Annotated in this window: 19 protein-coding genes; 3 read left to right on the top strand and 16 right to left on the bottom strand. The window is 65.2% G+C overall.

Annotation, left to right across the window (positions count from 1 at the left end; all coding sequences use genetic code 11):
- The first annotated feature begins 48 nt into the window (after positions 1-48).
- From CKW37_RS04190 to CKW37_RS04180, 3 genes are all read left to right on the top strand, one after another.
- Complete coding sequence (locus tag CKW37_RS04190; RefSeq protein WP_095154181.1) at positions 49-591, top strand: YaeQ family protein; 543 nt, start codon at positions 49-51, stop codon at positions 589-591.
- A 45-nt stretch (positions 592-636) separates the two neighbouring features.
- Entirely contained in the window at positions 637-2,346 is a 1,710-nt protein-coding gene (gene recJ, locus CKW37_RS04185) for a single-stranded-DNA-specific exonuclease RecJ (protein ID WP_095154180.1), read from the top strand.
- 119 nt (positions 2,347-2,465) lie between these two features.
- Positions 2,466-3,572, top strand: coding sequence for an NADH:flavin oxidoreductase/NADH oxidase (locus CKW37_RS04180; RefSeq protein WP_095154179.1), 1,107 nt, complete (start codon positions 2,466-2,468; stop codon positions 3,570-3,572).
- A 36-nt stretch (positions 3,573-3,608) separates the two neighbouring features.
- Here the strand turns inward: CKW37_RS04180 and CKW37_RS04175 are convergent, their stop codons facing one another.
- From CKW37_RS04175 to deoC, 16 genes are all read right to left on the bottom strand, one after another.
- Positions 3,609-3,941, bottom strand: a complete 333-nt coding sequence (locus CKW37_RS04175; protein WP_095154178.1) for a type II toxin-antitoxin system HicB family antitoxin — start codon at positions 3,939-3,941, stop codon at positions 3,609-3,611.
- Entirely contained in the window at positions 3,938-4,192 is a 255-nt protein-coding gene (locus CKW37_RS04170; RefSeq protein ID WP_095154177.1) for a type II toxin-antitoxin system HicA family toxin, read from the bottom strand. The genes CKW37_RS04175 and CKW37_RS04170 overlap by 4 nt, the downstream gene beginning before the upstream one ends.
- A gap of 179 nt (positions 4,193-4,371) precedes the next feature.
- The gene (locus CKW37_RS04165) at positions 4,372-6,234 is read right to left on the bottom strand and encodes an NAD(P)/FAD-dependent oxidoreductase (RefSeq protein ID WP_095154176.1); all 1,863 of its coding nucleotides are present in this window, start codon (positions 6,232-6,234) and stop codon (positions 4,372-4,374) included.
- A 16-nt stretch (positions 6,235-6,250) separates the two neighbouring features.
- Positions 6,251-7,675 (bottom strand): gamma-aminobutyraldehyde dehydrogenase, encoded by a 1,425-nt coding sequence (locus CKW37_RS04160; protein WP_095154175.1) that lies wholly within the window; start codon positions 7,673-7,675, stop codon positions 6,251-6,253.
- A 27-nt stretch (positions 7,676-7,702) separates the two neighbouring features.
- Entirely contained in the window at positions 7,703-8,509 is an 807-nt protein-coding gene (locus tag CKW37_RS04155) for an ABC transporter permease (RefSeq protein WP_095154174.1), read from the bottom strand.
- Positions 8,499-9,449: an ABC transporter permease gene (locus CKW37_RS04150; RefSeq protein WP_095154173.1), complete on the bottom strand. Its 951-nt coding sequence runs from the start codon at positions 9,447-9,449 to the stop codon at positions 8,499-8,501. Before CKW37_RS04150 ends, CKW37_RS04155 begins: the two co-directional genes overlap by 11 nt.
- A gap of 1 nt (position 9,450) precedes the next feature.
- Positions 9,451-10,488, bottom strand: coding sequence for an ABC transporter ATP-binding protein (locus CKW37_RS04145; RefSeq protein WP_095154172.1), 1,038 nt, complete (start codon positions 10,486-10,488; stop codon positions 9,451-9,453).
- A 151-nt stretch (positions 10,489-10,639) separates the two neighbouring features.
- Positions 10,640-11,791: a putative ABC transporter substrate-binding protein YdcS gene (gene ydcS, locus CKW37_RS04140; RefSeq protein WP_095154171.1), complete on the bottom strand. Its 1,152-nt coding sequence runs from the start codon at positions 11,789-11,791 to the stop codon at positions 10,640-10,642.
- An 83-nt stretch (positions 11,792-11,874) separates the two neighbouring features.
- Positions 11,875-13,338: a gamma-aminobutyraldehyde dehydrogenase gene (locus CKW37_RS04135; protein ID WP_095154170.1), complete on the bottom strand. Its 1,464-nt coding sequence runs from the start codon at positions 13,336-13,338 to the stop codon at positions 11,875-11,877.
- A gap of 117 nt (positions 13,339-13,455) precedes the next feature.
- Positions 13,456-14,367, bottom strand: a complete 912-nt coding sequence (locus CKW37_RS04130; protein ID WP_095154169.1) for a LysR family transcriptional regulator — start codon at positions 14,365-14,367, stop codon at positions 13,456-13,458.
- A 126-nt stretch (positions 14,368-14,493) separates the two neighbouring features.
- Positions 14,494-15,114 (bottom strand): TetR/AcrR family transcriptional regulator, encoded by a 621-nt coding sequence (locus tag CKW37_RS04125; RefSeq protein WP_095154168.1) that lies wholly within the window; start codon positions 15,112-15,114, stop codon positions 14,494-14,496.
- Positions 15,115-15,230: 116 nt separating this feature from the next.
- Positions 15,231-16,313 carry an endonuclease/exonuclease/phosphatase family protein gene (locus CKW37_RS04120; protein ID WP_095154167.1) on the bottom strand — a complete coding sequence of 361 codons (1,083 nt, stop codon included), beginning with the start codon at positions 16,311-16,313 and terminating at the stop codon, positions 15,231-15,233.
- A gap of 61 nt (positions 16,314-16,374) precedes the next feature.
- Positions 16,375-17,346, bottom strand: coding sequence for a S1/P1 nuclease (locus tag CKW37_RS04115; RefSeq protein ID WP_095154166.1), 972 nt, complete (start codon positions 17,344-17,346; stop codon positions 16,375-16,377).
- A complete protein-coding gene (locus CKW37_RS04110; protein ID WP_095154165.1) occupies positions 17,343-18,623 on the bottom strand; it encodes a phosphopentomutase in 1,281 nt (426 codons plus the stop codon). The genes CKW37_RS04115 and CKW37_RS04110 overlap by 4 nt, the downstream gene beginning before the upstream one ends.
- Entirely contained in the window at positions 18,620-19,942 is a 1,323-nt protein-coding gene (deoA, locus tag CKW37_RS04105; protein WP_095154164.1) for a thymidine phosphorylase, read from the bottom strand. The genes CKW37_RS04110 and deoA overlap by 4 nt, the downstream gene beginning before the upstream one ends.
- Positions 19,942-20,718 (bottom strand): deoxyribose-phosphate aldolase, encoded by a 777-nt coding sequence (gene deoC, locus CKW37_RS04100; RefSeq protein ID WP_095154163.1) that lies wholly within the window; start codon positions 20,716-20,718, stop codon positions 19,942-19,944. Before deoC ends, deoA begins: the two co-directional genes overlap by 1 nt.
- Between the last annotated feature and the right edge of the window lie 6 nt (positions 20,719-20,724).

The raw sequence follows: 20,724 nt of genomic DNA, 5'->3' as shown, positions 1-20,724 counted from the left end.
CGCATCGGGTAGACTGGGCGACTTTCCCCGTTATCAGAAGCCCGCCCCATGGCCCAGCCGTCCACCACCTACAAATTCGAACTGAACCTCACTGACCTCGACCGCGGCGTGTACGAAAGCGTCAAGCAGACCATCGCCCGCCACCCTTCGGAAACCGAAGAGCGCATGGCCGTGCGGCTGCTGGCCTACGCCTTCTGGTACAACGAGCAGTTGTCGTTCGGGCGTGGTCTGTCGGACGTCGATGAGCCTGCGCTGTGGGAAAAGAGCCTGGATGACCGCGTTCTGCACTGGATCGAAGTCGGCCAGCCGGACGCCGATCGCCTGACCTGGTGCTCGCGCCGCACCGAGCGCACCAGCCTGCTGGCTTACGGCAGCCTGCGTGTGTGGACCGGCAAGGTAGTCGATGCGGTCAAGGGCCTGAAGAACGTCAATATCGCCGCGGTGCCGCAAGAGGTGCTGGAAACCCTGTCTACCAACATGCCGCGCGCTATCAAGTGGGACGTGATGATCAGCGAAGGGACGATCTTCGTCACCGACGACCGTGGTCAGCATGAAGTCCAGTTGGAGTGGTTGCTGGGTGATCGCGGCTAAGCCGCCGTCCGTTTTTTTGTTTTTCATGGAAGCCAAAGCCGTCCCATGCGTATCGAGCCGCGTTCACTGCCGTCCACCCTGCCGTTTCTTGGCGACCTGCCACCCCTGCTGACCCGCCTGTACGCCGCCCGTGGCGTGCAGAGCGCGGAAGAGCTGGACAAGAGCCTGGGCCGGCTGCTGCCGTACCAGATGCTCAAGGGCATCGATGCCGCGGTGGACCTGCTGCTGGAAGCCCTGGCCAAGCGCCAGCGCATCCTCATTGTCGGCGACTTCGATGCCGATGGCGCCACCGCCAGCACGGTTGGCGTGCTCGGCCTGCGTCTGCTGGGCGCGGCCCATGTCGACTATCTGGTGCCCAACCGCTTCGAATACGGCTACGGCCTGACGCCGGAAATCGTCGCGGTGGCTCTGCAGCGCTCGCCCGACCTGCTGGTCACCGTGGATAACGGCATTTCCAGCGTCGAAGGCGTGGCGGCGGCGCGGGCGGCGGGGCTGAAAGTGCTGGTCACCGACCACCACCTGCCCGGCAGCGAATTGCCCCAGGCCGATGCGATCGTCAACCCGAACCAGCCGGGGTGCGAGTTCCCGAGCAAGTCGTTGGCCGGCGTCGGGGTGATCTTCTATGTGCTGCTGGCATTGCGCGCGCAACTGCGCAGCCTTGGCCACTTCCAGGACAAACCGCAACCCAACCTCGGCGAACTGCTGGATCTGGTGGCCCTGGGCAGTGTGGCCGACGTGGTGCCGCTGGACGCCAACAACCGCATCCTGGTGCACCAGGGCCTGGAGCGGATTCGCGCCGGTCGCGCTCGCCCCGGACTCAAGGCGATTCTGGAGGTGGCGCGCCGCGATCACCAGCGCATCACCTCCACCGACCTCGGCTTTATCATCGGCCCGCGCCTCAACGCCGCCGGACGCCTGGATGACATGAGCCTGGGCATCGAATGCCTGCTCAGCGAAGACCCGCAACTGGCGCGGGACATGGCTGCGCAACTGGACGAACTGAACCAGGACCGCAAGTCCATCGAGCAGGGCATGCAGCGCGAAGCCCTGGCCCAGCTCAAGGACCTGCCGGTGGAATCCATGCCGTTCGGCCTGTGCCTGTTCGAAGCCGATTGGCACCAGGGCGTGATCGGTATCCTCGCTTCGCGGATGAAAGAGCGCTATCACCGTCCGACCATCGCCTTTGCCGATGCTGGCGAAGGCATGCTCAAGGGCTCGGCGCGGTCGGTGCCGGGCTTTCATATTCGCGACGCGCTGGACGCCGTGGCGGCGCGTCATCCGCAGCTCATCAGCAAATTCGGCGGCCACGCCATGGCGGCGGGCCTGTCGTTGCCGGCGGATAACTTCCCGGCGTTCGCCGAAGCCTTCGATGAGGAAGTCCGCCGCCAGTTGCGCGAAGAAGACCTGACCGGCCGGTTGCTGTCCGACGGCACCCTGGCGGTCGAGGAATTCCACCTCGAACTGGCCCGTGCCCTGCGTCATGCCGGGCCGTGGGGTCAGCATTTCCCCGAGCCGTTGTTCCACGGCGTGTTCCAGTTGGTGGAGCAGCGGGTGGTGGGCGAGCGGCACCTGAAGGTGGTGCTCAAGAGCGAATGCGGTGCGGTCAGGCTGGACGGTATTGCCTTCAGTGTCGACCGCGAAGTCTGGCCGAACCCCACCGTGCGCTGGGTGGAACTGGCCTACAAGCTCGACGTCAACGAGTTCCGCGGCCAGGAAAGCGTGCAGTTGATGATCGCGCACATGGAGCCGCGCTGATCGGTCCGCTGACCCGAGGGTAGGAAACTGGTCTAGGCTCAGTAGGACCGGCACTGAGCCGCAGGGAAGAATGAGCGCTCGGTTCGGCCTACCATTCGGAGTCATGGAGAGGTGCCCTCATGAGCCTGTTGCTTGAGCCATACACCCTGCGTCAGTTGACCCTGCCTAACCGCATCGCCGTTTCCCCCATGTGCCAGTATTCCAGCGTCGATGGCCTCGCCAACGACTGGCACCTGGTGCACCTCGGCAGTCGGGCGGTCGGTGGCGCCGGCCTGGTGATCACCGAAGCCGTGGCGGTTACCGCCGACGGTCGCATCACCGCCCAGGACCTGGGCCTGTGGGACGACGCGCAGATCCCGGCGCTACAGCGAATCACTCGTTTCATCACCGCTCAAGGCGCCGTGCCGGGTATCCAGTTGGCCCATGCCGGGCGCAAGGCCAGCACCCATCGGCCGTGGCTGGGCAAGCATGGCAGCGTCAAGCCGGAAGACGGCGGCTGGATCCCGGTGGGACCGTCAAAAATCGCCTTCGACCCGCAACACACGCCGCCCACCGAACTCAGCGAATCGCAGATCCGTGACGTTATCGATGCCTTCGTCGCTGCGGCAAAAAGGGCGTTGGTGGCGGGGTTCAAGGTGGTGGAAATCCACGCGGCCCACGGTTATCTGCTGCACCAGTTTCTGTCGCCGTTGAGCAACCAGCGGCGTGACAGCTATGGCAGTTGCTTCGACAACCGCATCCGCCTGACCCTGCAAGTCACCGAGGCGGTGCGCGAGGTCTGGCCGGACTCCCTGCCGCTGTTCGTGCGGGTGTCGGCGACCGACTGGGTGGAGGATGGCTGGAACCCGGACGAAACCGTCGAACTGGCCAGACGCCTCAGGGCGTTGGGCGTGGACCTGATCGACGTGTCCTCCGGCGGCACCTCGATGAACGCCGAGATTCCCACCGGCCCTGGCTACCAGACCCGCTTTGCCGAGCGGGTGCGCAAAGAGTCGGAGATCGCCACCGGCACCGTCGGCATGATCACCGAGCCGGCCCAGGCCGAGCATATCCTGCGCACCGGCCAGGCCGACCTGATCTTCCTCGCCCGCGAGCTGCTGCGTGATCCGTACTGGCCGCTGCATGCGGACGACGATTTGGGTGGCAACAAAGCGACCTGGCCGGCGCAGTACCAGCGGGCGACCAGTCGGGACCAGCCGATTCATGAGTCGGATTTGAGGGATTGAACATGTTGGGGGGCAGATCGCACGATCTGCCCGCTTTCAGGCGTGGGCTGCTTGATTCAGCACATCATTGACCCATTGATTGATGCTTTTTTGTTCCAGCTCGGCTTTAGCGGCCACGCTGGCATGTAGTTCCGGTTCAAGGCGCAGGCTCAGTTTTCCGGAATAGGTTTTCTGCGGCTCGCGCCCCAACCGGGCGCAGGTTTGCAGATAATCATCCACCGCCTCCTCGAAAGCAGTGCGCAACTCCGAGACGGATTCGCCATGGAAGCCAATCACATCGCGAATACCTGCTACATGACCGACCAGCAGTTGGTCTTCATCGCTGTACTCGATTCGAGCGGAATATCCCTTGTAGGTCATTACGTTCATGGGGTCACTCCTGCCTGCTCCAGAAACAGGCGCGCATCGCGAACCTGGTAGGGCTTGGCATGTTTGTCGGGGTGAGGGCGATGAAAGGTCGCGATCACTCCATTGAGATCAAAACGAACCCTGGAGCCACTGCCTTCGATCACCGCAGCTCCGACACTGTTGAGCAGTGACTCGATACGGGACCCTTCAAGGCTCTTGGGTAGCGGTTTGCTGAAGATCAACTTCAAGGTGCTGCGTTGATGATTATTCATGGTATCAAACTATGATACCAGTCGATTTTGCTCAATCTTCCGGGCGTAGGAGAGGGTGGAGGGTGTTGTAGCCGGCTTCTTTGAATAAGACAGCCACCCTGTGCTGGATGGGTTTGGGGCCGCTGGGCGGCCCTTCGCGGCTAACAGCCGCTCCTACAGGTTCTGCGTCAAACCACGGTTCAACCCAACTCCCCAACTGCCCGCCACGCCTCATCAATCGCCGCATGCGCGTAAGCGCTCCACGCCGCATCCGAGTTGGCGATGGTGACGTTGCCCAGCGGTTTCTTCGCTTGTTCCATCCACTTTTCAGTCTGTCCGGCGTCGTCGTACAGGCTGTTGGTGAAGCACGCATAGCCGTGGGACCAGCGGTTGACGGTGATCGCCAGAATATCTTTCTGGTGATCAAAGCCACCGGGGCCGAGCATCCGCTGTAGCTGCTCCCGCAACTGTGCCTCAAGCTGATCGAAACTTTGTGCGTAAAGTTTTGCCCGCCCGGTCCGCGCCTGGTCGCGGGCGTTCATGCCGGCGTTAGGCGTGGTCGGGACGTAGACCAGGTGCAAGCCGATCGGTTTGTTCGGATCCCGCGGGTGCTCGTAGCCGCCCATGCTCACCGGGTAGTCCAGCTTGATCCGGCTGTAAGGCTGGGTCGCGGCGTAGATTTCGTGCACGCCAAGTTTCTGGAACGCCTGCCAGTTGCGCACCACGACCTTGGTGTACACCAGCGGGAACTTGACGTTCTGGCTCAGCGCATTGGCCTGTTCGGCCGGCAGGTCGCGCAGCAGGTACGGGATCATCATGTTGTAGCAGGCCAGCACGCAGTGTTTGCCGCGCACCTGTGTCAGTTGTCCGCCACGGCTGTAGCCGATGTTCACCCCGCCATCGACGTTGCGCACGCTCACCGCCGTGCTGTTCAGGCGGATGCGCACCGGGTGCGCGGCCTGGTCCAGTTGGCCGTAGTCGAACTTCGCCAGGACGATGTCTTCCATGTCCTTGCCCGGCGCTACCTGTGGAATCAGGCTGCGCACCAGCAGCCGGGCGACCGAGGCGTTGCCGTCGGGGAAGTGATAGATGTACGGCTCTTCCATTTCCGCCCGGGCTTCTTCGCTGATGGGGTCGAGTTGCATGGCGGCGAAGCCCGGGAAGCCGACGTTGTAGGCGTCGGCGGCGGCCACGGCATCGATGCTCAGGGCCATGAAGTCATTGGTGCGGCCCTGGAAATAGGCCACCGCCGTCGGCGACAGGCCCACGTCCTTGAGCAGGAAGTCGCGGTAGCTGGTGCGTTCCAGGTGCGCGGTTTTCTCGTCCTTGCTCTTGCCGGCCAGGTAGTCCCGCGGCGCTTCGTGCAGGTCGATCAGCGCCTTGCGGTCGGCCTCCGGCATCGGGAAGTCGTTGATGAAATCGCGGATCGAGCGGGCATTGAGGCGCTCGGGGGCGATGTCGTCGGCGACCATCGGCGTCGGGTCGCCGGTCACCAGTTTGTCTTCCCCGAAGGTCTCCTTGTCGAAGAACACCCCGCGAGACAGCTTCAGGTCCGGGTAGAAGTTGCGGTCGAAGGCGGTTTCGAAGCGCTTGATGTCCACGCCCAGCGCCTTGAGCAGGCCGTTCACTTCCTTGCTGTAGAGGTGGTTCGGCGACTGGAAGGCTTCGCTGCCGCCATAGCCGATGATCATCTGGCCGCCGGCGTTGAATTCGTTGCGCTTGGCGTGGCCGCCGAAGTCGTCGTGGTTCTCCAGCACCAGAATCCGCGCTTGCGGGTGGCGCTGGCGATAGAACCAGGCCGCCGACAGGCCGCTGAGGCCACCGCCGACCACCACCAGGTCGTACTGTTCGGCGATGGGCAGGGTGTCGGTGTCGAACGTCTTTTTTTCCCAACCCATCTGGTGCGCCACTTCAAAGGCGCCCGCGTGGCTGCCGCGCAGGCCGGTCAGCGTCGGCGGATAGTAGCGTCCGTCCGGTGCGGCCTGGAGGATCTGCAGCGGGGTCATCCCCGCCGCGATGCCGATGGCGACGCCGTTGAGAAAGTCGCGTCGTGTGATTTGCATGCAAGGTCCTTGTCGATCAGTGCTTGAACATGACGTGACGGATGCAGGTGTAATCCTCCAGGCCGTACATGGACATGTCCTTGCCGTAGCCGGAAAGCTTCTGCCCGCCGTGGGGCATTTCGCTGACCAGCATGAAGTGCGTGTTGACCCAAGTGCAGCCGTACTGCAGGCGCGCCGAGACGCGGTGGGCGCGGCCGGTGTCGTTGGTCCACAGCGACGAGGCCAGGCCGTAGTCGGAATCGTTGGCCCACGCCAGCACCTGCGCTTCGTCGTCGAAGCGGGTCACCGAGACCACCGGGCCGAACACTTCGCGGCGGACGATCTCGTCGTCCTGCTGGGCATCGGCGAGCACTGTCGGCTCGAAGAAGAAACCGTCGCCAGGCACCGCCTTGCCGCCCGTGACCAGGCGGATATGCGGCTGGGCGACGGCACGTTCGACGAAGCCGGCCACGCGGTCGCGGTGCTGCGCGGTGATCAGCGGGCCAAGCTCGGTGTCCGGGTCGTCCTGCAGGCCGTACTTGATGCTGGAAACCGCCTTGCCGAGTTTTTCCACGAACTGCTCGTAGATGCCGCTCTGCGCGTAGATGCGGCACGCCGCGGTGCAATCCTGCCCGGCGTTGTAGAAGCCGAAGGTGCGGATGCCTTCGACGGCGGCGTCGATATCGGCGTCGTCGAAGATGATCACCGGGGCCTTGCCGCCCAGTTCCATGTGCATGCGTTTCACGCTGTCGGCGGTGCTGGAAATGATGTTGGCGCCGGTGGCGATGGAGCCGGTCAGCGAGACCATGCGCACTTTCGGGTGGCTGACCAGCGGCGCGCCGACGCTCGGCCCCTTGCCGAAGACGATATTGAGCACACCCGCCGGGAAGATCTCGGCGGCGATCTGCGCCAGGCGCAGGGCGGTCAGCGGGGTCTGCTCGGACGGTTTGAGCACCACGGTGTTGCCGGCGGCCAGGGCCGGGGCGATCTTCCAGGCGACCATCATCAGCGGGTAGTTCCACGGCGCGATGGAGGCGATCACGCCGACCGGGTCGCGGCGGATCATCGAGGTGTGGCCCGGCAGGTACTCGCCCGCCGCCGAGCCGTTGAGGCAGCGGCTGGCGCCGGCGAAGAAGCGGAACACGTCGGCGATGGCCGGGATCTCGTCGTTCAGCGCGGCGCTGTAGGGCTTGCCGCAGTTGTCCGATTCCAGTTTCGCCAGTTCCTCGCCGTTGGCTTCGATGGCGTCGGCCAGTTTCAGCAGCAGCAGCGAACGGTCCTTGGGCACGGTCTGCGACCAGGCGTCGAAGGCGTGATCGGCGGCGCGCACGGCGGCATCGACCTGGGCCGGCGTGGCCTCGTTGATGGTCACCAGGGTGGTGCCCCGCGACGGGTTGAGCACGTCGTGGCCCGGTCCTTCGCCGGCCACCAGTTGGCCGTTGATCAGCAGCTTGGTTTGCATGATTCAGTCCTCGTCAGGCAGTCAGGGTTATTTGCCACTGCCGGCGACGCTTTCGCCGCCGCGGGTCAGGTAGTAGGCGCCAAGGATCGGCAGCATGGTCACCATCATCACCAGCATGGCGACCACGTTGGTCACGGGGACGTCACGCGGCCGGCTGAGCTGGTTGAGCAGCCAGATCGGCAGGGTGCGTTCGTGCCCGGCGGTGAAGGTAGTCACGATGATTTCGTCGAACGACAGGGCGAACGCCAGCATGCCCCCCGCCAGCAGCGCCGAGCCGAGGTTCGGCAGGATGATGTAGCGGAAGGTCTGCCAGCCGTCGGCGCCGAGGTCCATCGAGGCCTCGATCAGGCTTTGCGAGGTGCGGCGCAGGCGGGCGATGACGTTGTTGTAGACGATCACCACGCAGAAGGTCGCGTGGCCGACCACGATGGTGAAGATCCCAGGCTCGATGCCCAGGCTCTTGAACGCCGACAGCAGGGCGATACCGGTGATGATGCCGGGCAGGGCGATCGGCAGGATCAGCATCAGCGAGATGCCTTCCTTGCCGAAAAAGCTGCGCCGGTACAGCGCCGCCGAAGCCAGGGTGCCGAGCACCAGGGCGATCAGCGTGGCGAGGCAGGCGACTTGCAGCGACAGCTTGATCGACTCCAGCACGTCAGGCCGCGAGAAGGCCACGCTGAACCACTTCAGGGTCAGGCCCTGGGGCGGGAAGCTGAACGCCGCGTCCTCGGTGTTGAAGGCGTAGAGGAAGATGATCAGGATCGGGAAGTGCAGGAACACCAACCCGCCCCAGGCCGCCAGGCGCAGGCCCAGCGAAGCTTTTTCAGAGTGCATCGAAGGCCCCCAGGCGTTTGACGATGGACAGGTAGATGGCGATCAGCACGATCGGCACCAGGGTGAACGCCGCGGCCATCGGCATGTTGCCGATCGCGCCCTGCTGGGCGTAGACCATGCTGCCGATGAAGTAGCCGGGCGGACCCACCAGTTGCGGGACGATGAAGTCGCCGAGGGTCAGCGAGAAGGTGAAGATCGAGCCGGCGGCGATGCCTGGCACCGACAGCGGCAGGATCACCTGCATCAGGGTTTGCCGTGGGGTGGCGCCGAGGTCCGCCGAGGCTTGCAGCAGCGACGGCGGCAGGCGTTCCAGCGAGGCCTGGATCGGCAGGATCATGAACGGCAGCCAGATATAGACGAACACCATGAAGCGCCCGAGGTGCGAGGTCGACAGCGTGCTGCCGCCCACGCCCGGGATGCCGAGGATGAATTGCAGCACCGGCTCCAGATTGAGCGCCTGCACGAACCACTGCGCCACGCCGCCCTTGGCCAGCAGCAGGGTCCAGGCGTAGGCCTTGACGATGTAGCTGGCCCACATCGGCATCATCACCGCGATGTAGAAGAACGCCTTGGTCTTGCCCGTGGTGTAGCGCGCCATGTAGTAGGCGATCGGGAAGGCCAGTGCCGCGCTGCCGATGGACACCGCGACGGCCATGCCCAGGGTGCGCAGGATGATGTCGAAGTTCGCCGGGTTGAACAGCGCGGCGAAGTTGGCCAGGGTCAGGTCCGGCGTCACCGCCATGGTGAAGTCGTCGAAGGTGTAGAACCCCTGCCACAACAGGCTCAGCAGTGAGCCGAGGTAGATCGCGCCGAACCAGATCAGTGGCGGGATCAGCAGCAGCGCCAGGTACAGGTTGGGTTTGCGGTACAGCAGGGTCGAGAAACGCCGCATCGGCGATCCCGCCGCAGTCAGCGCCGGTTTTTCCAGGGCCAGGCTCATTTCAGCGACCCTCGCTCAGCACGGTTTCGGCCAGTGGCGTCATGGCTTCCCGCGCCCAGTGCGCGGCCAGGCGCTGGCCCGGCTGCAACTGGGCGGCCTCGGCCTGCCACTGGTTGTTGGCCTGGCTGACGTTGAGCAACTGACCGTTGTCCAGCTTCAGCTCGTAGCGGGTGGCGCTGCCCTGGTACTGGATGTCGTGCAGCACGCCGCTGATCTGTACTTGATCGCTGGCCGCGGCATCGCCGAGGCGGATGTGCTCGGGGCGGATCGAGAACGGTTGGACGCTGCCGCTCAACTGGCTGGCCAACTCGCCACGGACCACGTTGGAGGTGCCGACGAACTCGGCGACGAAGGTGGTGGCCGGCTTCATGTAGAGGTTGCGCGGGGTGTCCACCTGCTCGATGCGGCCACGGTTGAACACGGCGACGCGGTCGGACATCGACAGCGCTTCGGTCTGGTCATGGGTGACGAAGATGAAGGTGATGCCGAGCTGGCGCTGGAGCTTTTTCAGCTCGGATTGCATCTGTTCGCGCAGCTTGAGGTCGAGGGCGCCCAGTGGCTCGTCGAGCAGCAGCACGCGCGGGCGGTTGACCAGGGCGCGAGCCAGGGCCACGCGCTGGCGCTGGCCACCGGACAATTGCACCGGCTTGCGCCCGCCGTAGCCGCCGAGGGCGACCATGCCCAGGGCTTCTTCGGCACGGGCGTGCCGTTCCTGTTTGCCGATGCCCTTGACCTTGAGGCCGTAGGCGACGTTGTCCAGCACGCTCATGTGCGGGAACAGCGCGTAGTCCTGGAACACCGTGTTGACGTCACGCTGGTAGGGCGGCAGGCCCGCGGCTTCGGCGCCGTGGATGCGGATCGAGCCGTGGCTGGGTTGTTCGAAGCCGGCGATCAGGCGCAGGCAGGTAGTCTTGCCCGAGCCTGAGGGGCCGAGCATGGAAAAGAACTCGCCGTCCTGGATATCGATGGACACCCGGTCGACGGCTTTCACCTCGCCGAACAAACGGGAAACCTGGGTGAACTGGACTGCAAGGGTCATGGTGCGGTGCTCCGGATAGGCATGGGGGTGTGCAGCGGCCCAGGCCTGGACGACTGAACTGATGTGGAGATTTTTTGGGGGGGCATCGCGAGCGAGCTCGCTCCTACCTGTGGGATGTAGGAGCGAGCTTGCTCGCGATGAGGTCGGTCGCTTACCGCCCGCCCATGATCGCAATGTAATCCTGGGTCCAGCGGCTATACGGCACGAACTTGCCGCCTTCAGCCTGCGGGGTTTTCCAGAAGGCGATCTTGTCGAACTGGTCGAAGCCGTTGGTCTTGCAGCCTTCGGCGCCCAGCAGTTCGCTACCGGTGCAGGCCGCTGGCACCGCCGGCGACGAACCGAACCAGGCGGCAACGTCACCCTGCACCTTCGGTTGCAGCGACCAGTCCATCCACTTGTAGGCGCAGTTCGGGTGCTTGGCCTCGGCGTGCAGCATGGTGGTGTCGGCCCAGCCGGTGGCGCCTTCTTTCGGAATGGTTGAGGCCACGGGCTGGTTGTCGGCCTTCAGGCCATTGACCATGTAACCCCAGGAGCTGGACGCGGCCACGCCTTCGTTTTTCACGTCGCTCATTTGCACGGTCGCGTCATGCCAGTAGCGGTGGATCAGCGGCTGCTGCTGGCGCAGCAGGTCGAGCACGGCTTTGTACTGGGTTTCGTTCAGTTCGTAGGGGTTCTGGATGCCCAGTTCCGGCTTGGTCGATTTCAGGTACAGCGCCGCGTCGGCGATGTAGATCGGGCCGTCATAGGCCTGCACGCGGCCTTTGTTCGGCTTGCCGTCCGGCAGATTCTGCGGTTCGAACACCACGCTCCAACTGGTCGGCGCCTGCGGGAAGACCTGGGTGTTGTACATCAGCACGTTCGGGCCCCACTGGTAAGGCGTGCCGTAAACCTGCTTGTTGACCACGTACCACGCGCCGTCTTGCAGACGCGGGTCAATGTTTTTCCAGTTCGGGATCAGTGCGGTATTGATCGGCTGCACGCGCTTGCCGACGATCAGCCGCAGCGAGGCGTCGCCCGACGCGGTGACCAGGTCGTAGCCACCCTTGGCCATCAGGCTGACCATTTCGTCGGAAGTCGCGGCGGTTTTAACGCTGACCTTGCAGCCGGTTTCCTTCTCGAACCCGGTGACCCAGTCGTAGTTCTTGTCGCTTTCACCGCGCTCGATATAGCCGGGCCAGGCGACGATATCCAGTTGGCCTTCGCCGGCACCCACAGCCTTCAGCGGTTCGGCGGCCTGCAGGCTGGCGCTGGCCAGCAGGGCGGTGCTCAGGGCGCTGAGCAATGCGGTCTTGTGCACGAACATGGTGTTCCCTCTTTTTCAAATTATGGTCGGGGCAGTAAGTGAAAGCGGTACAACGGTCTTGTTAGCGTAGTGCGTATCGGTATTCAGCTCAGGTGTTCGCCGTGGCGGGCCATGATGTGTCTGACCACGCTGTAGTCCTGCAGCGAATCACTGGACAGGTCTTTTCCATAGCCGGAGCGTTTCAGGCCGCCGTGGGGCATTTCGCTGACCAGCATGAAATGGCTGTTGATCCAGGTGCAGCCGTACTGCAAGCGCGCGGCGACCTGCATCGCCTTGTCCAGGTCGCGGGTCCAGACCGAGGAGGCCAGGCCGTATTCGGAGTCGTTGGCCCAGTCCACCGCCTGTGACAGCTCGTCGAAGCGGGTCACGGTGACCACCGGGCCGAACACTTCGCGCTGGACGATTTCGTCGCTCTGCTTGCAGCCGGCCAGCAGGGTCGGTTGGTAATAGTAGCCAGGGCCCGAATGCACGGCGGCGCCGGTGACCCGTTCGATATGCGGCTGGCTCAGGGCGCGCTCGACGAAGCTGGCCACGCGGTCGCGTTGGCGGATGCTGATCAGCGGGCCGATCTCGTTGTCGGCGTCACGCTTGCCGGCGAAGCGCAGGCTGCTGACCGCCGCGCCCAGCTCGGCGACCAGTTGGTCGTGGATGCCGGCCTGAGCGTAGATGCGGCAGGCGGCGGTGCAATCCTGGCCGGCGTTGTAATAGCCGTAGCTGCGCACGCCCTCGACCACGGCCTTGAGGTCGGCGTCGTTGCAGACGATCACCGGGGCCTTGCCGCCCAGTTCCAGGTGGGTGCGTTTGAGGGTCTTGGCCGCGGCCTGGAGGATTTTCTGCCCGGTGACGATATCGCCGGTGAGCGAGACCATGCGCACTTTGGCGTGGCTGACCAGATGGCTGCCAACCCCTTCGCCGCCACCGCAGACGATATTCAGCACACCGGGCGGCAGCAGCTCGGCGAGGGTCGGCGCGAGGGCCAGGATCGACAGCGGGGTGTGCTCGGACGGTTTGAACACCAGGGTGTTGCCGGCGGCCAGGGCCGGGGCGATCTTCCACGCCGCCATCATGATCGGGTAGTTCCACGGCGCGATGGACGCCACCACGCCCAGCGGATCGCGGCGGACCATGCTGGTGTAGCCGGGCAGGTACTCACCGGCCAGTTGCCCGGTCTGGCAGCGCACGGCGCCGGCGAAAAAGCGGAACACGTCGATGGCGGCCGGCAGGTCGTCCTGGCGCGCCAGGTGCAGCGGCTTGCCACAGTTGAGGGCTTCGAGGCGGGCCAGGTGATCGGCCTGCCGCTGCATGGCATCGGCGATGGCCAGGAGAATGTTCGAGCGCTGTTGCGGCGTGGTCCGCGACCAGGTGGCAAAGGCGCGGTGGGCGGCCTGGATCGCCGCCTCGACCTGTTCGGTACTGGCCTCGGCGATCTGCGTCAGCACTTCGCCATTGGCCGGGTTGAAGATTGGCTCGGCCAGGCCCGCGCCGGCAACCAGTTCGCCATCGATCAACAAGGCTGTGGACAGCGGGGTCGAGTGCGCACCGGACATTCTTCAGGTTCTCTGTTGTTTTAATTATTCGCCCGACATGGGTGGGCGATATTTCTTACAGAGCCTAGAGCGGTGTGCGCAGGTCGACAAATTCTAAATATTGAAGGGGGCGTTCGATTAAATAGATGGCTTGCGGGCGCTGCCCGGTTCGCGGGCTACGGTCAGGAACGGGTCCACCAGCGCCGGCCGCGCCGTACCCCGGCGCCAGGCCAGGCCGATATCGAGGGTCTGGTTGAGGTCGGCCAGCGGCCGCGCCTCGATGATGTCGCCTTCCAGCGACCAGGGGCGGTAGGTCATGTCCGGCTGGATCGACACGCCGAGGCCCGCCGCCACCAGGCTGCGCACCGCCTCGGTGGACGCCGTGCGCAGGCTGATCTGCGCTTGCAAGCCAGCGCCGGCCCACATGCGGCGGGCGTTCTGCTCCATTTCATCGACATTGAGCTGGATCAGCGGCTCGTCCGCGACATCGGCGAGGCTGATGCTGTCTCGCTCCAGCAGCGGGTGCTGGGCCGGCAGCCAGAGACGGTGCGGCGAGTGGGTGAGGACCTCGGTCTGCAGAGCCAGGCGGTCTTCGAGGTTGGACAGGATCAGCACGCCGACGTCGATTTCGCCGGCCACCAGCAGGTGCTCGATATACGGCCGTTCGTCTTCGGTCACGCGGATTTCGACGTTGGGGTAGGCGCGCTGGAAGCGGGTCAGCAGGTCGGCGAGGTAATAACCGGCGACCAAGCTGGTCACGCCGATGGTCAATTGCCCGGCCACCTGGTCGGTGCTCTGTTGCAGGCTGCGCTTGGCGTTATCCACCGTGGCGAGGATCAGGTGCGCCTGGCGCAGGAACTGATGGCCCTGATGGGTCAGGGTCATGCCCTTGGCGTGACGGCTGAACAGACTGACGCCGATTTCCTCCTCCAGTTGCTGGATCGCCAGGGTCAGGGTGGACTGGGAAATGAACACCGCCTGGGCGGCGGCGGAAATCGACCCGGTTTCGGCGACGGCGATGAAATGACGGATCTGGCGCAGGGTCATCATGGCGGGGAGGCTTTTATGAGTTTTGTTGGTGCCTGGCAGTGTATATCTTTTTTTTAGATGGCTTGGGGCGCTGGCTTCTCGGGACGCCACAGCGAAGCGATAACGCCCGAAAGGCCGACAGCGGTCTCAGGGCTCCAGTCCGATCCCCCGCAACACCACCGCCGTCACGGTCTGCACGGCCCGCTCGAACTGTTCGTCGCTCAGCGGCTGGTGATCGTTGAGCGCCCTGACCTGGTAGTCGAAGTCGGCGTAGTGCTGGGTCGAGGCCCAGATCATGTAGAGCAACGCGAACGGTTCAACGTCGCGGATACGTTTTTCCTCTACCCACTGACGAATCTTGTTCTCCTTGAACTTGGCGCCGGCGAACAGGTGTTCGTCGAGGATGTCACGGAACAGCGGGGCGCCGTGCATGATCTCGTTGGCCCAGAGTTTCGAGCCATGGGGGCGGATGCGCGAGTGGGTCATCTTTTCGCGCACGTAGCTGGTCAGCACCACGCGCGGGTCGTCGAAGTGCACGAAGCAGGCGCCTTCGCGCTCCCATACCTTGAGCAGGTTGACCAGCACTTCGCGGTACAGGTCGTCCTTGGTGGTGAAGTAGTAATGCAGGTTCGAGCGGGGCAGGTCGGCGCGCTTGGCGATGTCGGACATGGAGGTGCCCGCGTGGCCCTGTTCGGCGAAGACCTGTTCGGCAGCCAAGAGGATTTTCTCGACGTTTTTGCGCCGGATGTTGATCTTGTGGTTTGTCATTCCGTTCCTTGGCGTTGCCACTTGTGGCGGCAACGCTACTACAAACACCGGGTGATTTCGTTGACGTGGGACGCGTGCCAGGGTCGCTGGAGCCACAGTCTTGTCGGACAATTCTGTCAGCGATGGATCTCCGCGTACATCGGCCAGTGATCGGAGACGCCCTCGGGGTATTTGCCGCCCTCGAAGCGCGCCGGCGAGCCCCATTTGTTCACTTGATAGCGGCTCTGATGAGGCAGGCGAATGCTGGCGGGATCGACCTTCCAGCCGTTGAAACCGGTGGTGGTCATTTGCTGCGGGAACAGCAGCATGTCGAAGAACGACCACTCGCGGTTGCGGTGGTAGTAATAGCTGCCCTTGCAGTCGTTGCAGCCGATCAGGTGCGACACGCTCCAGGTGCTGGCGAGGCGGTCGGCGATGTAGCGGTGCTGGCGCTCTTCGCCGGCGTTGATGTTGAAGTCGCCACCGACGATCGGCAGCACATCCGCAGGCAACTGACGCTTGAGCTCGGCCAGGTAGTCCACCGCCTGGCGCCGAAGATAGCCGGGGCCGCCGCCGGAGGGCAGGTGCACGGCGAACACCGAGGCTTTCTGGCCGTCCGGCAGGAGCAGGCGTACTTCGAGAATGCCGCGGGTCTTGCCGGTTTTGTCGGAGCTGTCGCCGTTCTCGTTGCGGTAGGGGACCTTGTGCAGGATCGGTCGATCCCACTGCGGCAGGCGGCTCAGCACGGCGGTGTCGATACCACGCTCGTCCCAGCCTTCCAGCAACACGCGGGTCTGGTAGTCGGACGTGCCGAGGCGGGCGTTGAGCATGTCCACCACGTTCAGGTTTTCCACTTCTTCCAGCAGCAGGATATCGGGACCGCGCCCGTTGCCGATCTGGCCAATGACGTCCGCCAGGCGGGTGAGTTTTTCGTCCAGCCGGGCATCGGTCCAGTCGTTGTTCTCGCACTCGTCGCGCCAGGCCGCCACGGTGATTCTGGCGCAGGTCGCCAGGTACTCGGGATGTGCCTGCTTCACGCTGCGCGGCAGGTAGGCGAAATCTTCTTTGCCCTCGTCGTGGACGGTGTCGAACAGGTTTTCGACGTTCCAGGTCATCAGTGACACACGCTGTTCGCCCGTGCCGGAGGGGGGCGTAGCGGCGCAACCGGCGAGGCCGAGGGCAAGCAGTAACGGCAGGAAACGCAGGCTTGGAGAGTTCATGGCTACTCACGTTAAGCGAAGAAAAAAATGGCCGGCAAGACCACCCCGGCCAAAAGGGGATTCAGGACGCGGGACGACCGGCGACCAACGCGGCGTTGAGCAGTCGGGCAAGGCGGGCGGAGGCTAGCTGCACCTGTTTCTCGGCAACCGGCACGAAGGTGCTCATGTAGTTGCCGTCGATGCCGTCGCCCGCGCCGTCACGCGGTTTTTCGTTCATCAGCTTGTCGCCACGGCTGTAGTCCTTGCCGGAGCGGTTGTATTCGATGTTCTTGGCGGCGTAGTCGATATCGCCGCTGTCGTCATCGCCCTGGGCGCGATGGGTGGGCAACTTGCGCTTCTTCTCGGCCTTTTGCGGGTAGATGCCGCCGTCGCGAACGATCTGGCAGGCCTGTTGCGACCACTGCGCGGGGTTGTCCGAATCGGCTGCGGGAAGGTCTTTCTGCAGCTTGTCGGCGTAGGCTTTCACGTCCAGCTTGGCCGAGCCGAGCAGGAAGTCATCCCACACCTGGCGCAGGTTGTAGGTCTTGCCGCCGGCCTTGACCGGGAAGTCGTAGCCGCCCTTGTCGTCCTTGAAGCTGTTGTTCAGCGGCGAGCTGGCATCGCTGGTGTGGTGGATCAGGAACAGCAGGGCCATCAGGCGCGTCTGGTTGGGTGCCTTGGGATCGGCCAGGGCGGCGCGATTCCGTTCGATGGCGGCGACGCTGCAGATGCCGTCCGGGCAGTCGCGCGGGAGCTGGAAGGTGCAATCGTCAGCCTTGTAGATCACCAGCCGCTGGTTCCTGGTTTGCTGCCACAGCTCTTTGGTCTGTGGGTTCTGGTCCAGGTTGCCGGCCCAGTTGGCCACCACGGCGAAGTCGGTCTGCTTGATCAGGCCCAGCAGGCGCCCGGCCTCGGCCTTCGCCTCGGGGGTGAGCTGGCGCTGGGTCAGTTCGCCGACCAGGGCCGTGCCCTGTTGGCCCCAGGCCAGGACCTGGCCGGCCCACAGACCGGCGACGAGCATCAGGCCGTTACGCAGGGATTGGCGTGCATTCATTTGCAGGTACTCCGTGGCGCGGCGCACTGGCCGCGGGGTGAGGGTGAGGTGAAATGCGTCGAGAGGAACGAGCGGCCATGGGTGCAGGGCGGCATGCCGAAAAAGGCGGCCAGGGTCTGGCCGATATCGGCGAAGGTTTCCCGCTCGCCAAGGCTGCCGGCGCTGACGCCGTTGCCCCAGGCGAGCACCGGGATGTGTTCGCGGGTGTGGTCGCTGCCCGGCGCGCTGGGGTCGCAGCCGTGGTCGGCGGCAAGGATCAGCAGGTCCTGCGGGCGCATCTGCGCCAGCAGTTCAGGCAGGCGCTGGTCGAAGGCTTCGAGGGCCGCGGCGTAGCCGGCAGTATCGCGGCGGTGGCCGTAGAGCATGTCGAAGTCGACGAAGTTGCTGAACACCAGGGTGTTGTCCGGTGCATCGGCCAGGGCCTGCAACGTGGCATCGAACAGCGCGGCGTTGCCGTCGCCCTTGTACTGCCGGCTGATGCCCTGGTGGGCGAAGATGTCGCCGATCTTGCCAACGGCGAACACCTGGCCGCCGCTGGCGCACAGGCGCTCGAGCAGGGTCGGCGCCGGCGGTGGCACCGCATAGTCGCGGCGGTTGCCGGTGCGCCGGTAATGCGCGGCGCTGTCGCCGAGGAACGGCCGGGCGATGACCCGGCCGATGCCGTAGGGGTTGCACAGTTCGCGGGCCAGTTCGCACAGGGCGTATAGCCGCTCCAGGCCGAAACGGGTTTCGTGGGCGGCGATCTGCAGCACGCTGTCGGCCGAGGTGTAGATAATCGGCTGGCCGCTGCGAACGTGCGCGTCGCCGAGCCGTTCGATGATCGCGGTGCCCGAGGCGTGGCAGTTGCCGAGGGTGCCGGGCAGCTCGCCGCGGGTAATCAGCGCGTTCAGCAGTTCTGGCGGAAAGCTGTGTTCCGGCGCGGGGAAATAACCCCAGTCGAACAGCACCGGCACGCCGGCAATTTCCCAGTGGCCGGACGGTGTGTCCTTGCCGCTGGACAATTCCCTGGCGTAACCCCACGCGCCCTCGACCGGACCGTCGGCGCGCAGGCCCGGCGGGAAGACGCCGCCACTGAGGGCCGTGGCGTGACCCAGGCCGAGTCGCGCCAGGTTCGGCAGGTGCAGCGGCCCCTGGCGTCCGCGGTTATCGGCCTCGCCGCGGGCACAGGCCTCGGCGATATGCAGCAGGGTGTTGGCGCCGGCATCGCCGAAGCGCTCGGCGTCGGCGCTGGCGCCGATACCCAGGGAGTCGAGGACCAGCAGCAGGGCGCGCTTCATTGCGGCTCCAGGCACAGGCGGGAAATCAGCGCGGGCGCCTCGAAGGGCACGCCGGCAATGCGGTAGGCCGCCTGCACCGCAGCGGCGGCCTGCTCGGCCTGGGCCAGGTCGCGGGCGTGCACCCGTGCCAGAGGCTGGTTGGGGCCGACCGCTTCGCCGGGGAAACACAGGCGGGTGAGCCCCACGGCGGGGTCGATCGGATCTTGCGGGTTGCGTCGACCGCCGCCGAGGTTGACCACCGCCAGACCGATGGCGCGGGTGTCGATGCTGTGCACGATGCCCGCTTGCGGTGCCGGCACCGGGATCACCACCGGTGCGGCCGGCAGGTGCGCGTCGGGGCGCTCGGTCAGGTCGGCGGGGCCGCCAAGGGCCTCGACCATGCGCTGGAAACGCTGCAGTGCCGCACCGCTGTGCCAGGCGGCAAGCAGTTGCTCGCGGGCCAGTTCGAGGCTGCTGGCAAGCCCGGCGCAGAGCAGGGTCTGTTCCGCCAGGGCCAGGGTCACCTCCCACAGGCGCGGGCTACGCACTTCACCGCGCAGCAGGGCGATGGCTTCCTCGACTTCCAGGGCATTGCCTGCCGAGCGGGCCAGGGGCTGGCTCATGTCGGTGATCAGCGCACGGGTGCGGACCCCGGCGCCATTGGCCACCGCGACGATGCTTTCAGCCAGTGCGGTGGCATCGCCGGGCAGGGCCATGAATGCACCATTGCCCATCTTCACGTCGATCAGCAGCACATCAAGGCCCGCCGCGAGCTTCTTGCTCAGGATCGAGGTGATGATCAGGTCGATCGACTCCACCGTGCCGGTGACATCGCGGATGGCGTACAGGCGCTTGTCCGCCGGCGCCAGGTCGTTGGTCTGGCCGATGATGGCGCAGCCGACCCCGGCCACCACCTCGCGCAGCTTCGCCATATCCGGCTGGCTGTCGTAGCCGGGGATGCTGTCGAGCTTGTCGAGGGTGCCGCCGGTGTGACCGAGGCCGCGCCCGGAAATCATCGGCACGTAGCAGCCGCAAGCCGCCAGCAGTGGCGCGAGCGGCAGGCTGACCAGGTCGCCGATGCCGCCGGTGGAGTGCTTGTCCACCACCGGCCCGGGCAGGTTCCAGCTCAGCACCCGGCCGGAGTCACGCATCGCCGAGGCCAGGGCAATGCGTTCCTCGACGTTGAGTCCCTTGAGCAACACGGCCATGGCAAAGGCGGCAGCCTGGCCTTCGCTGATGCTGAAGTCGGTGATGCCGCTGACGAAGCGGCGGATATCCGCATCGTCGAGCACCTTGCCGTCGCGTTTGCGGCGGATCACTTCCTGTGGGAGCCAGGCCATCAGTACGCTCCTCGCGTCGGGCTGGCCGTGTCCGTGCCGAGGTGGCGCAGCAGGTCGTCGAGCAGGCTGGAAGCGCCCAGGCGCAGGTGCCGCGGCGAGATCCAGTGCGGGCCATTGATCTGTTCGGCCAGTTGCAGATAGACCCGCGCATCGGCCAGCGTCCTGATGCCGCCCGCCGGTTTCAGGCCAACGTGGGTGCCGCTCGTGGCGATGCATTCGAGCATGATCCGCGCCGCCTCGACGGTGGCATTGACCTTCACTTTGCCGGTGCTGGTCTTGATGAAGTCGGCGCCGGCGTCGATGGCATCCAGGCTGGCCTGGCGGATCAGCGCCGGGGACGCCAGCTCGCCGGTCTCCAGAATCACCTTGAGCACTGCGCGGTCCGCGCACAGCGCCTTGCAGGCGCGGACCAGGGCGAAGCCGCTGTCGGCATCGCCGGCCAGCAGCGCGCGCCAGGGGTAGACCATATCGATTTCATCGGCGCCGTCGGCCAGGGCCTGGCGGGTCTGTTCGAGCACTTCGTCAACGGGTGCGCTGCCGGCGGGGAAGTTGACCACGGTGGCCACCGCCACGGTCTGCGCGCCGAGTTCATCGAGGGTCTTGCGTGCCAGGGCAACGAAGCGCGGGTACACGCAGACCGCGGCCACGTGGCCGGCCGGGGTTGTAGCTTTGTGGCACAACTCGACGATGTGCGCGTCGCTGTCATCGTCGTTCAAGGAGGTGAGGTCCATCAGCGCAATCAGCGTGCGCGAGTGCTTTGCATCGAGTTCGGTCATGTCAGT

The organism is Pseudomonas sp. Irchel 3E13, from assembly GCF_900187455.1.
Classification (GTDB): domain Bacteria; phylum Pseudomonadota; class Gammaproteobacteria; order Pseudomonadales; family Pseudomonadaceae; genus Aquipseudomonas.
This window is presented reverse-complemented; position numbering and strand designations above follow the sequence as displayed.